This window comes from Pseudomonas sp. Pseusp49, assembly GCF_059491875.1.
Genome location: NZ_CP168514.1, coordinates 1252382 through 1265107 on the forward strand (window position 1 = coordinate 1252382; position 12726 = coordinate 1265107).

Here is a 12726-nt window from a genome sequence, read left to right on the forward strand (position 1 = left end):
ATTTTGTAGGAGTGCATCGTGCGTAAGTTGACTCAATTGGTTCTCCTGGCCAGCGTCCTGGTCGCTGGTCCGGCATTTGCCGACATGAAAATTGCAGTTCTGAACTATCAGATGGCTCTGCTGGAGTCCGACGCGGCCAAGAAATACGCCGTGGATGCCGAGAAGAAGTTCGGTCCTCAGCTGACCAAGCTCAAGGCGCTGGAAACCAGCGCCAAGGGTATCCAGGACCGCCTGATGGCCGGTGGCGACAAAATGCAGCAGGGCGAACGCGAGCGTCTGGAGCTTGAATTCAAGCAAAAGGCCCGTGACTTCCAGTTCCAGTCCAAGGAACTGAACGAAGCCAAAGCCGTTGCCGACCGTGAAATGCTGAAGCAGCTCAAGCCGAAACTGGACAGCGCTGTGGAAGAAGTTATCAAGAAAGGTGCTTTTGACCTGGTCTTCGAGCGTGGCGCAGTGATTGATGTCAAGCCTCAGTACGACATCACCCGCCAGGTTATCGAGCGCATGAATCAGCTGAAGTAATCCATGACCGTGACCATTAAGCTCGGCCAGTTGGCCGAGTTCCTCGGCGCCACGCTACGTGGCGACCCGGAGAGAGAAATTACTGGGCTAGCCACCTTGCAGGAGGCTGGCCCAGCTCAGTTGAGCTTTCTCGCAAACCCTCAATACCGTAAATACCTGGCAGACAGCCGGGCCGCAGCGCTGTTGCTGAAGGCTGCTGATGCCGAAGGTTTTGCCGGTAATGCGCTGGTGGTGCCTGATCCGTATCTGGCCTACGCGCGTGTTTCCCATCTGTTCGATCCAAAGCCGAAAGCGGCTGCCGGTATTCACCCGACAGCGGTTGTGGCCGAGGACGCGGTGGTTGACCCGGCTGCGAGTATTGGTGCCTTTGCGGTGATCGAAAGCTCGGCACGAATTGCTGCCGGCGTGACCATTGGTGCGCATTGCTTCATCGGTGCCCGTTGCGAAATCGGCGAAGGCGGCTGGCTGGCCCCGCGGGTCACGCTCTACCATGACGTGCGCATCGGCAAACGTGTGGTCATTCAGTCGGGTGCCGTGCTCGGTGGCGAAGGTTTCGGTTTTGCCAATGAGAAAGGTGTCTGGCAGAAAATTGCCCAGATTGGTGGTGTGCTGGTCGGTGACGATGTCGAGATTGGCGTGAATACCGCTATCGACCGCGGCGCATTGGCCGATACCATTCTCGGTAATGGTGTGAAGCTCGACAACCAGATCCAGATCGCCCACAACGTTCAGGTCGGTGATCACACCGCCATGGCGGCCTGTGTCGGGATCTCCGGCAGCACCAAGATCGGCAAGCATTGCATGCTCGCTGGCGGTGTAGGGCTGGTGGGGCATATCGAAATTTGCGATAACGTTTTCATCACCGGGATGACCATGGTGACCCACTCGATTACCGAAAAGGGTTCCTATTCTTCCGGTACGGCCATGCAGCCAGCAGCCGAATGGCGCAAAAGCGCGGCTCGCATCCGTCAGCTCGATGACATCGCGCGGCGCCTGCGACAGCTGGAAAAGCAAGTAGGGGACGTGACCCCTGACGGTAATGCTTCATCAGATGGCTGATACCATTTCCATATCAAGTGTGCACAGCCGCTAGACTGCCTCCTTGATTTGCTAGCGGAACGTGCGTCAGTCGCGCGCTCCCAATCTTTACATAGGCTTCCCCCCGAAATGATGGACATCAACGAGATTCGCGAATACCTGCCTCACCGTTACCCGTTCCTGCTGGTGGACCGGGTAGTGGAGCTGGATGTTGAAGGCAAGCGCATTCGCGCCTACAAGAATGTCAGCATCAACGAACCGTTCTTCAATGGTCACTTCCCCGCGCATCCAATCATGCCGGGCGTATTGATCATCGAAGCCATGGCTCAGGCTGCCGGGATCCTTGGTTTCAAGATGCTCGACGTGAAACCGGCCGACGGCACCCTCTATTACTTCGTCGGTTCCGACAAGCTGCGCTTCCGCCAGCCGGTTCTGCCAGGCGATCAGTTGATCCTTGAAGCCAAGTTCATCAGCTGCAAGCGTCAGATCTGGAAGTTCGAATGCCAGGCTTCGGTCGATGGCAAGCCGGTCTGCTCCGCTGAAATCATCTGCGCGGAACGCAAACTATGAGTTTGATTGACCCTCGTGCAATCATCGATCCGACAGCCATTCTGGCTGACGGCGTCGAGGTCGGCCCGTGGTCGATCGTCGGCGCAGGTGTGGAAATCGGCGAGGGGACAGTCATCGGGCCGCACGTGATCCTCAAGGGCCCGACCCGAATCGGCAAGCACAATCGCATCTACCAGTTTTCCTCGGTGGGTGAGGACACACCTGACCTGAAGTACAAGGGCGAGGAAACCCGCCTGGTGATTGGTGATCACAACGTCATCCGTGAAGGCGTGACGATCCACCGTGGCACCATCCAGGATCGTTCGGAAACGACCCTGGGCGATCACAACCTGATCATGGCCTATGCCCACATCGGCCACGACAGCGTGATTGGCAACCACTGCATCCTGGTGAACAACACCGCGCTGGCGGGCCATGTGCATGTGGAAGACTGGGCCATCCTCTCCGGTTTTACCCTGGTTCACCAGTACTGCCACATTGGCGCCCACAGCTTCTCCGGCATGGGTACGGCGATCGGCAAGGATGTTCCAGCGTACGTCACGGTGTTCGGCAACCCTGCCGAAGCCCGCAGCATGAACTTCGAGGGCATGCGCCGTCGGGGTTTCAGCGAAGATGCGATCCACGCGCTGCGTCGTGCCTATAAGGTGGTGTACCGCCAGGGCCTGACCGTGGAGCAGGCGCTTACCGAGCTGGCAGAGCCGTCCGCCCAGTATCCGGAAGTGGCTGTGTTCCGTGACTCCATCCAGTCTTCGACTCGCGGCATCACCCGCTAACCATGGCTAATCTGCGTATTGCGCTGGTAGCGGGTGAGGCTTCCGGTGACATTCTGGGGGCGGGCCTCATGCGCGCGCTCAAGGCTCGTCACCCGGCCGTCGAGTTCATCGGTGTTGGTGGTCCGTTGATGCAGGCTGAAGGCCTGACCTCGTATTTCCCGATGGAGCGTCTGTCCGTCATGGGCCTGGTGGAAGTGCTGGGCCGGTTGCGCGAGTTGCTGGCGCGGCGCAAGAAGCTGGTCGCCGACCTGATCGCCGCGAAACCCGATGTGTTCATCGGTATCGATGCGCCGGACTTCAACCTCAATATCGAACTCAAACTGCGTCAGGCCGGTATCAAGACCGTGCATTACGTCAGTCCGTCGGTGTGGGCCTGGCGGCAGAAGCGCGTGCTGAAGATTCGCGAAGGCTGCGACCTGATGCTCACGCTGTTCCCGTTCGAAGCCAAATTTTATGAAGAGAAAGGCGTGCCGGTGCGGTTCGTCGGCCATACCCTGGCCGATGCCATTCCGCTCGAAGCCGATCGCGCGGCTGCGCGGGCCGAGCTCGGTTTGCCTGACGGGCCGCTGGTGGCGTTGATGCCTGGCAGCCGTGGCGGTGAAGTTGGCCGGCTGGGTGCGTTGTTTCTCGATACCGCGCAGCGCCTGCGGGCATTGCGCCCGGGTGTGCGGTTTGTCATGCCTTGCGCCAGTGCGCAACGTCGTGCACAGCTTGAAGAGCTGTTGGCCGGTCGCGACCTGCCACTGACCCTGCTCGATGGACAGTCGCATCTGGCCTTGGCAGCGTGCGATGCGGTGTTGATTGCTTCCGGTACCGCGACGCTTGAAGCATTGTTGTACAAGCGGCCGATGGTGGTCGCCTATCGCCTGGCGCCGCTGACGTTCTGGATTCTCAAGCGCATGGTGAAAAGCCCCTACATTTCGTTGCCGAACTTGTTGGCTCAGCGCCTGTTGGTGCCCGAGTTGTTGCAGGACGATGCCACGGTCGAAGCGCTGGCCCAGACCTTGTCGCCCTTGATCGAGGGTGGGGAAGAGCAGACCCGTGGTTTTGATGAAATTCACCGGACCCTGCGTCTGGATGCCTCCAACCAGGCTGCGGACGCAGTGCTGAAGCTGATCGGCCAAGTAGAATGAGTAAAACGAACATGCAGATGGGGCTGGACTTTACCTTGGTCGCTGAAGTCGAAGAATTGGTTGCCGGCGTCGATGAAGTCGGTCGTGGCCCGCTCTGTGGCGCGGTAGTGACAGCGGCGGTGATTCTTGATCCGAACCGCCCGATCCTCGGCCTGAACGACTCGAAGAAACTCACCGAAGCCCGTCGCGAAAAGCTCTACGACGAAATCTGCGAAAAAGCCCTGAGCTGGTGCATCGCTCGCGCCGAAGTCGAAGAAATCGACGAACTGAACATCCTGCACGCCACCATGCTGGCCATGCAGCGCGCCGTGGCCGGGCTGCACGTCCAGCCGAAGCTGGCGATGATCGACGGCAACCGCTGCCCGAAACTGCCAATGCGTTCCGAAGCTGTGGTGAAGGGCGACAGCAAGGTTCCAGCCATCGCCGCCGCATCGATTCTGGCCAAGGTCAGTCGCGACCGGGAAATGGCCGCGTTCGAGTTGATCTACCCCGGCTACGGCATCGGTGGCCACAAGGGCTACCCGACCCCCGTTCATCTCGAGGCGCTCGCCCGTCTTGGCCCGACCCCGATTCACCGGCGTTCGTTTGCCCCGGTGCGGCTGGCGTATGAGGCACGGGAAAGTCTCATCGAGAGTTAGTCGCAAGGCTGATTTTTTTTACCAAGGCCCGGTACAATCCGGGCCTTGTTGTCTTTACGTTCTCAGACAGGATCACTATGCCGGCTTCATTCGTTCACCTACGCCTGCACACTGAATACTCCCTGGTCGACGGTCTGGTGCGGATCAAGCCGCTGGTCAAGACCCTGGTCGGCATGAACATGCCTGCCGTGGCGGTTACCGACCAGAACAACATGTGTTCCCTGGTCAAGTTCTATAAAAACGCCATGGGTGCCGGGATCAAGCCGATCTGCGGCGCCGACCTGTGGTTGTCGAACAAGGATCCGGACAACCCGCTGAGCCGGATCAGCCTGCTGGTGATGAATGCTGAAGGCTATCGCAACCTCACCGAACTGATTTCCCGCGGCTTTATCGAAGGTCAGCGCAATGGCGCAATCATCATCGAGCGCGAATGGGTCGCTGAAGCCAGCGCCGGCTTGATCATGTTGTCGGCGGCCAAAGAAGGCGAGATCGGCCAGGCCATGCTCAGCGGCAACCCCGCTGAGGCTGAAACCCTGGCCCGCGAATGGATGGACGTGTTTCCGGATCGTTTCTATCTGGAGATCCAGCGCACCAACCGCCCCAACGATGAAGAACAGTTGCACGGTGCCGTGGCCCTGGCCGAGAAGCTCGGTGCGCCGCTGGTGGCGACCAACGACGTGCGTTTCATCAAACAGGAAGACTTCGCCGCCCACGAAACCCGCGTCTGCATCGGTGAGGGCCGTGCCCTCGACGATCCGCGGCGTTCGAAGAATTACAGCGATCAGCAGTACCTCAAAAGCGCCGAGGAAATGGCCGAGCTGTTCAGCGACATTCCCGAAGCGCTGGAAAACACTGTCGAGATCGCCAAGCGCTGCAACATCGAAGTGAAGCTGGGCACGCACTTCCTGCCCAACTTCCCGATCCCCGATGGCATGACCATCGACGAGTACTTCCGCAAGGTGTCCTTCGATGGCCTGGAAGAACGCCTTGCCGTCCTGCTGCCCAAGGACACCACCGAAGACTATGAAGCCAAGCGTCAGGTCTATGTCGACCGGCTGAATTTCGAGCTGGATATCATCATCCAGATGGGCTTCCCCGGTTACTTCCTGATCGTGATGGACTTTATCCAGTGGGCCAAGAACAACGGCGTGCCGGTAGGTCCTGGCCGTGGGTCGGGTGCCGGGTCGCTGGTGGCCTATGTGCAGAAGATCACCGACCTCGACCCGCTGGAATATGACCTGCTGTTCGAACGTTTCCTTAACCCGGAACGGGTATCGATGCCCGACTTCGACGTCGACTTCTGCATGGACGGTCGCGATCGGGTGATCGACTACGTGGCCGAGAAATACGGACGCAACGCGGTAAGCCAGATCATCACTTTCGGTTCCATGGCCGCCAAGGCTGTGGTCCGTGACGTGGCGCGCGTGCAGGGCAAGTCCTATGGCCTGGCGGATCGTCTGTCGAAGATGATTCCGTTTGAAGTCGGCATGACCCTGGAAAAGGCCTACGAGCAGGAAGAGATCCTGCGCGACTTCATCAAGGTCGATGAAGAAGCCGCGGAAATCTGGGAGATGGCCCGCAAGCTCGAAGGCGTTGTGCGTAACGTCGGCAAGCACGCCGGTGGCGTGGTGATCGCCCCGACCAAACTGACCGACTTCTCGCCGATCTACTGCGACGAGGCGGGCGATGGCCTGGTAACCCAGTTCGACAAGGACGACGTTGAAGCGGCCGGTCTGGTGAAGTTCGACTTCCTCGGTTTGCGGACTCTGACGATCATCGATTGGGCGCTGAAAACCATCAACCGCGACCGCGCCAAGGTCAACGAGCCGCCGCTGGATATCGCGTTCATTCCGCTGGACGACAAGCCGACCTACACCTTGCTGCAAAAAGCCGAAACCACGGCGGTGTTCCAGCTTGAATCCCGGGGCATGAAGGAGCTGATCAAAAAGCTCAAGCCCGACTGCCTGGAAGACTTGATCGCACTGGTGGCCCTGTTCCGTCCGGGCCCGCTGCAATCGGGCATGGTGGACGACTTCATCAACCGCAAGCACGGTCGCGCCGAGCTGGCGTACCCGCACTCGGACTACCAGTACGAAGGCCTCAAGCCCGTACTGGCACCCACCTACGGCATCATCCTGTATCAGGAACAGGTGATGCAGATTGCCCAAGTCATGGCCGGCTACACCCTCGGTGGTGCGGACATGCTGCGTCGCGCCATGGGTAAGAAAAAGCCCGAGGAAATGGCCAAGCAGCGCGGCGGTTTCATTGAAGGTTGCGCCACCAACAACATCGACGCGGACCTCGCCGGTAACATTTTCGACCTGGTGGAAAAATTCGCCGGTTACGGCTTCAACAAGTCGCACTCCGCCGCCTATGGCCTGGTGTCCTACCAGACTGCGTGGCTGAAGGCGCACTACCCGGCGCCGTTCATGGCCGCGGTACTCTCGGCGGATATGCACAACACCGACAAGGTCGTGACCTTGATCGAAGAAGTGCGGACCATGAAGCTGCGTCTCGACGCACCGGACGTGAACACCTCCGAGTTCAAGTTCACGGTGAACGACGAAGGCCGGATCATCTACGGCCTGGGGGCCATCAAGGGCGTGGGTGAGGGGCCGGTCGAGGCCATCACCGAAGCGCGTCTGGCGGGGCCGTTCAAGGATCTGTTCGATTTCTGCGCCCGGGTCGACCTCAAGCGCATCAACAAGCGCACCCTCGACGGTTTGATCCGCAGCGGTGCCCTGGATCGCCTCGGGCCGTACTTCCACGATGAGCAGAAAGCCTACCAGGCCAATATCGACCGCAATCGCGCGGTGCTGCTGACGGCCATGGAAGAAGCGATCAAGGCGGCCGAACAGACCGCGCGCACCCAGGACAGCGGTCACTCGGACCTGTTTGGCGGCCTGTTTGTCGAAGAAGACGCCGACGTCTACGCCAATCACCGCAAGGCCAAGGAGCTGACCCTCAAGGAGCGTCTCAAGGGCGAGAAAGATACCCTCGGCCTGTACCTGACCGGTCACCCGATTGACGAGTACGAGGGTGAGATCCGTCGCTTCGCCCGTCAGCGCATCATCGATCTGAAACCAGCGCGTGATACCCAGACTGTTGCCGGGATGATCATCGCCTTGCGGGTGATGAAGAACAAAAAGGGCGACAAGATGGGGTTCATCACCCTTGACGACCGCTCCGGGCGGATCGAGGCCTCGCTGTTTTCCGAGGCGTTCCATTCGGCGCAGTCACTGTTGCAGACCGACGCGATGGTGGTGGTCGAAGGCGAGGTCAGCAACGACGACTTCTCCGGCGGCCTGAAGTTGCGGGTCAAACGGGTGATGAGCATGGAAGATGCGCGCACCAACCTGGCCGAAAGCCTGCGCCTGAAGTTGCATGCCAAGGATCTCAAGGGCGATCAGCTACGCTGGTTGGGCGAGTTGTTGAAGCGTCACCGCGGTGCATGCCCGATCACCATGGACTACACCAGCCCTGATGCGAAGGCCTTGTTGCAGTTCGGCGAGGGCTGGCGGATCGATCCGGCGGATGCGTTGATTCAAGCCCTGCGTGACCAGTTCGGGCGAGACAACGTCTTCCTCCAATACCGTTGACGGTCAGTGCTATCAGATTGCCCTGACCCAAACCTGAATTTTTAATCTCGACCTCAACGCGCCTGTCCCTTAAGGTAGGGCGCGAATAGACAACCGGCCGGCCCAAGACTCCTTGGGACTCGACCCAAGACGGACGCCTATGAACCCGAATTTTCTAGATTTCGAACAGCCGATCGCCGACCTGCAAGCCAAGATCGAAGAGTTGCGCTTGGTCGGTAATGACAATTCGCTGAATATCGGCGATGAGATCTCCCGCCTGCAGGACAAGAGCAAAACGCTGACCGAAGACATTTTCGGCAAGCTGACCAGTTGGCAGATCGCACGCCTGGCACGTCACCCGAAACGTCCGTATACCCTGGACTACATCGAACACATCTTCACCGAGTTCGACGAACTGCACGGTGACCGTCACTTCTCCGACGACGCGGCCATCGTTGGCGGCATCGCCCGTCTGGACGACAAGCCGGTCATGGTCATCGGCCACCAGAAGGGCCGTGAAGTGCGCGAGAAGGTTCGCCGCAACTTCGGCATGCCGCGTCCGGAAGGCTACCGCAAGGCTTGCCGCCTGATGGAAATGGCCGAACGCTTCAAGATGCCGATCCTGACCTTCATCGACACCCCGGGCGCCTACCCTGGCATCGACGCTGAAGAGCGCAACCAGAGCGAAGCGATTGCCTGGAACCTGCGGGTCATGGCGCGCCTGAAAACCCCAATCATCGCCACCGTGATCGGTGAGGGTGGTTCCGGTGGTGCTTTGGCGATTGGTGTCTGCGACCAGCTGAACATGCTGCAATACTCGACCTACGCGGTGATTTCGCCGGAAGGTTGCGCTTCGATTCTGTGGAAAACCGCCGAGAAGGCACCGGATGCCGCAGAAGCGATGGGCATCACCGCCGAGCGCCTCAAGGGTCTGGGCATCGTGGACAAGGTGATTGGCGAACCATTGGGTGGCGCACACCGTGACCCGGCTGCTGCCGCTGCATCGATCCGCGCCGAGCTGAGCTCGCAGCTGGCGATGCTGAAGAAGTTCGACAACGACGCGCTGCTCAAGCGCCGTTACGATCGTCTGATGAGCTACGGTCTCTAACGGACCTCGCTGCACCTTGTAGGAGCTGCCGAAGGCTGCGATCTTTTGATCTTGTTTTTTAAATCAAGGTCAAAAGATCGCAGCCTTCGGCAGCTCCTACAGGGCTCCATTAGAAGCGGTCAATCTCTATGAATCCTTCGAAGAGTGATCTGCCTTCCCGGCTTTTGCTGAATCTTGAGCCATGGCTCCATGCTGCACATTGGCGAATTGCATTCTCCGGTGGTCTCGATTCCACCGTCCTGCTGCATCTGCTTGCCTATCTCGCAAACACCGAATCCCTCCCGAGCCTGAGCGCCATCCATATCCATCACGGTCTTCAGGCTGCGGCAGACGCATGGCCGCAACATTGTCAGTCGGTCTGCGACGAACTGGGCATCCCGTTGCAGGTGGAGCGGGTGACGGTGCAACCGGGGGCGAGTGTGGAGCGGGCAGCGCGGGATGCGCGGTACGCAATCTTCAGTTCTGTGACGCAAGCCGATGACGTGCTGCTGACCGCCCAGCACCGCGACGATCAGGCGGAAACCTTGTTGTTCCGTTTGTTGCGTGGGGCCGGCGTGCGCGGGCTGTCGGGTATGCCGCGTCAACGCCCGTTGGGCAAGGGCCATCTGCTGCGGCCATTGCTTGATGTCACGCGGGCTGAACTGGAGGCCTATGCCGACGAGCATGGCTTGAACTGGATCGAAGATCCTTCAAACGAAGACCGGCAGTACTCGCGCAACTACCTGCGGCATCAAGTCTTCCCCGCATTGACCCGGCGCTGGCCACAAGCGGTGGCAACCATGGCCCGCAGCGCAGCGCATCTGAGTGAAGCGCAGGGGTTGCTCGAAGAACTGGCAGACATGGATTTGCGTGAGGCCAACTCTGTCAGTGAGTTCGCCTGGCTGGGCTTGCGATCCCTTGAGCTGGCGTCGCTTGCACAACTCTCCGCTGCCCGCCAGCGCAATGCCTTGAGTCATTGGCTCGAACCGCTGACCCGCCTGCCGGACACTGACCATTGGTCGGGTTGGGAGGATTTGCGCGACGCCAGCGGCGATGCCTGCCCGGTGTGGCGGCTGGCCGATGGCGAGCTGCATCGGGCTGGCGGGCGAATCTGGTGGTTGTCGGGCCGCTGGTTGCGCCCTCTGCCTGTCGCCGGAACGTGGCAGGACCCGCGTTCACCACTGGTAATTCCGGACAACGGCATGCTGTCGCTCACCGGGCAAATCCCCGATGGCCCGTTACAGATCCGCTATCGTGAAGGGGGAGAGGTCATGGCGTTGCCAGGCCGTGGCCATCGGGATCTGAAACGTTTGCTCAATGAAAACGCTGTACCGTCCTTCGTGCGCGGCAGATTGCCGCTGCTCTACAAAGACGGGCAATTGCTGGCGGTAGCGAACCTCAACGGGCTCGATGGTGGTGCGATCGGTAACTGGCATTTGCATTGGCAGCCACTGAACGAAGATCAAGGTTTGAGCTGAAAGGGGCTTTCCGGTAGACTACGCTCCCTTCTTGATACAACTTCTGTGGATTCGCCTGAATTGCAGGAGTTGCCGATTACCAAGCAGTCTTTGCTGGGCGATTCCAAAAAATGTGTAGCGAGCAACGAACCGGTGATTCATTTCCCGGTCTGTCCCAACGCGGCGGTTTTTTTGAAAGGTGCACTGTGATTAATGCAGGTGATCGGGGGCTTCGGCCTTCCTTCGCTTTCCCCGGCGGCTCGGACCGCTTTAACGCAGACTTCTAGGGTTTTTCATGACGCGCTACATATTCGTCACGGGCGGTGTTGTTTCTTCATTGGGGAAAGGCATTGCATCGGCATCATTGGCGGCCATCCTGGAGGCGCGGGGACTTAAGGTCACCATGCTGAAGCTGGACCCGTACATCAACGTCGACCCGGGCACCATGAGCCCGTTCCAGCACGGTGAAGTGTTCGTCACCCACGACGGCGCCGAGACCGACCTGGACCTGGGCCACTACGAGCGGTTCATCCGCACGACCATGACCCAGAACAACAACTTCACCACCGGCCGTGTCTACGAACACGTGCTGCGCAAAGAGCGCCGTGGTGACTACCTGGGTGCAACCATCCAGGTGATCCCGCACATCACCGACGAAATCAAGCGCCGCATCATCAAGGGTGCCGGCGACGCTGACGTGGCCATGGTCGAGATCGGTGGCACCGTGGGTGACATCGAGTCGCAACCGTTCCTCGAGGCGATCCGCCAACTGCGTTTCGAAGTCGGCGCCAAGCGCGCGATGCTGATGCACCTGACACTGGTGCCGTACATCGCCACTGCCGGTGAAACCAAGACCAAGCCAACCCAGCACTCGGTGAAGGAACTGCGTTCCATCGGCCTGCAACCAGACGTGCTGGTCTGCCGCTCCGACCACCCGATCGATGTGTCGTCGCGTCGCAAGATCGCGCAGTTCACCAACGTTGAAGAACGTGCGGTGATCGCGCTGGAAGACGCCGATACCATCTACAAGATCCCGGGCATCCTGCACTCCCAGGGCCTGGACGATTTCGTCGTCGAGCGCTTCGGCCTGCAATGCGGCGGTGCCGATCTGTCCGAGTGGGAAGCCGTGGTCGACGCCAAGCTTAACCCTGAGCACGAAGTCACCATCGCCATGGTCGGCAAGTACATGGAGCTGCTGGACGCCTACAAGTCGCTGATCGAAGCGATGAGTCACGCCGGCATCAGCAACCGTACCAAGGTCAACCTGCGCTACATCGATTCCGAAGACATCGAGAACCAGGGCACCGCGCTGCTCGAAGGCGTCGACGCCATCCTGGTACCTGGCGGCTTCGGTCTGCGTGGCGTTGAAGGCAAGATCACTGCCGTCCAGTACGCTCGCGAAAACAAGGTTCCATACCTGGGTATCTGCCTGGGCATGCAAGTGGCCGTTATCGAGTTCGCCCGTAACGTGATGGGCTGGAAAGACGCCAACTCCACCGAGTTCGATCGTGCAAGCGGCCACCCGGTCGTGGGCCTGATCACCGAGTGGGAAGATGCCACCGGCGCGGTCGAAACCCGTACCGAAGCTTCCGATCTGGGCGGCACCATGCGCCTGGGTGCGCAGGATTGCCTGCTGGAGCCGGGTTCCCTGGTTCATGGTTGCTACGGCAAGGACGTGATCGTCGAGCGTCACCGTCATCGCTACGAAGTGAACAACAACCTGCTGCCGCAAATCATGGAAGCCGGTTTGAAAATCTCCGGTCGTTCCGGGGATGGCGCACTGGTTGAAGTGGTTGAAGCACCGGATCATCCATGGTTCGTCGCTTGCCAGTTCCACCCTGAGTTCACCTCGACGCCACGCGACGGTCATCCGCTGTTCAGCGGTTTCGTCAAGGCTGCGTTGGCTCAACACCAGAAGAAGGCGTAACCC

At 59.7% G+C, this 12726-nt stretch carries 10 protein-coding genes; all 10 read left to right on the forward strand.

What is annotated here, in order from left to right; genetic code table 11:
• Nucleotides 1–18: 18 nt before the first annotated feature.
• The 10 genes from ACEN83_RS05400 to pyrG all read left to right on the forward strand — a co-directional run bounded on the left by ACEN83_RS05400 (nt 19) and on the right by pyrG (nt 12723).
• Nucleotides 19–522 carry an OmpH/Skp family outer membrane protein gene (locus tag ACEN83_RS05400; RefSeq protein WP_007978376.1) on the forward strand — a complete coding sequence of 168 codons (504 nt, stop codon included), beginning with the start codon at nt 19–21 and terminating at the stop codon, nt 520–522.
• 3 nt (nt 523–525) lie between these two features.
• Complete coding sequence (gene lpxD / locus ACEN83_RS05405) at nt 526–1581, forward strand: UDP-3-O-(3-hydroxymyristoyl)glucosamine N-acyltransferase (RefSeq protein WP_495579710.1); 1056 nt, start codon at nt 526–528, stop codon at nt 1579–1581.
• 108 nt (nt 1582–1689) lie between these two features.
• Complete coding sequence (gene fabZ, locus ACEN83_RS05410; RefSeq protein WP_007978374.1) at nt 1690–2130, forward strand: 3-hydroxyacyl-ACP dehydratase FabZ; 441 nt, start codon at nt 1690–1692, stop codon at nt 2128–2130.
• Nucleotides 2127–2903: an acyl-ACP--UDP-N-acetylglucosamine O-acyltransferase gene (gene lpxA / locus ACEN83_RS05415; protein WP_495579711.1), complete on the forward strand. Its 777-nt coding sequence runs from the start codon at nt 2127–2129 to the stop codon at nt 2901–2903. The genes fabZ and lpxA overlap by 4 nt, the downstream gene beginning before the upstream one ends.
• 2 nt (nt 2904–2905) lie before the next feature.
• A complete protein-coding gene (gene lpxB / locus ACEN83_RS05420; protein WP_007978372.1) occupies nt 2906–4036 on the forward strand; it encodes a lipid-A-disaccharide synthase in 1131 nt (376 codons plus the stop codon).
• An 11-nt stretch (nt 4037–4047) separates the two neighbouring features.
• Nucleotides 4048–4674 carry a ribonuclease HII gene (rnhB, locus tag ACEN83_RS05425; protein WP_008057324.1) on the forward strand — a complete coding sequence of 209 codons (627 nt, stop codon included), beginning with the start codon at nt 4048–4050 and terminating at the stop codon, nt 4672–4674.
• A gap of 77 nt (nt 4675–4751) precedes the next feature.
• Nucleotides 4752–8273 carry a DNA polymerase III subunit alpha gene (gene dnaE / locus ACEN83_RS05430; protein WP_007978370.1) on the forward strand — a complete coding sequence of 1174 codons (3522 nt, stop codon included), beginning with the start codon at nt 4752–4754 and terminating at the stop codon, nt 8271–8273.
• A gap of 139 nt (nt 8274–8412) precedes the next feature.
• Nucleotides 8413–9360 (forward strand): acetyl-CoA carboxylase carboxyltransferase subunit alpha, encoded by a 948-nt coding sequence (locus ACEN83_RS05435; RefSeq protein ID WP_007978369.1) that lies wholly within the window; start codon nt 8413–8415, stop codon nt 9358–9360.
• A 128-nt stretch (nt 9361–9488) separates the two neighbouring features.
• Entirely contained in the window at nt 9489–10817 is a 1329-nt protein-coding gene (gene tilS, locus ACEN83_RS05440) for a tRNA lysidine(34) synthetase TilS (protein WP_495579712.1), read from the forward strand.
• Between the two features lie 274 nt (nt 10818–11091).
• Nucleotides 11092–12723 carry a CTP synthase gene (gene pyrG, locus ACEN83_RS05445; RefSeq protein ID WP_007970707.1) on the forward strand — a complete coding sequence of 544 codons (1632 nt, stop codon included), beginning with the start codon at nt 11092–11094 and terminating at the stop codon, nt 12721–12723.
• Nucleotides 12724–12726: the final 3 nt, after the last annotated feature.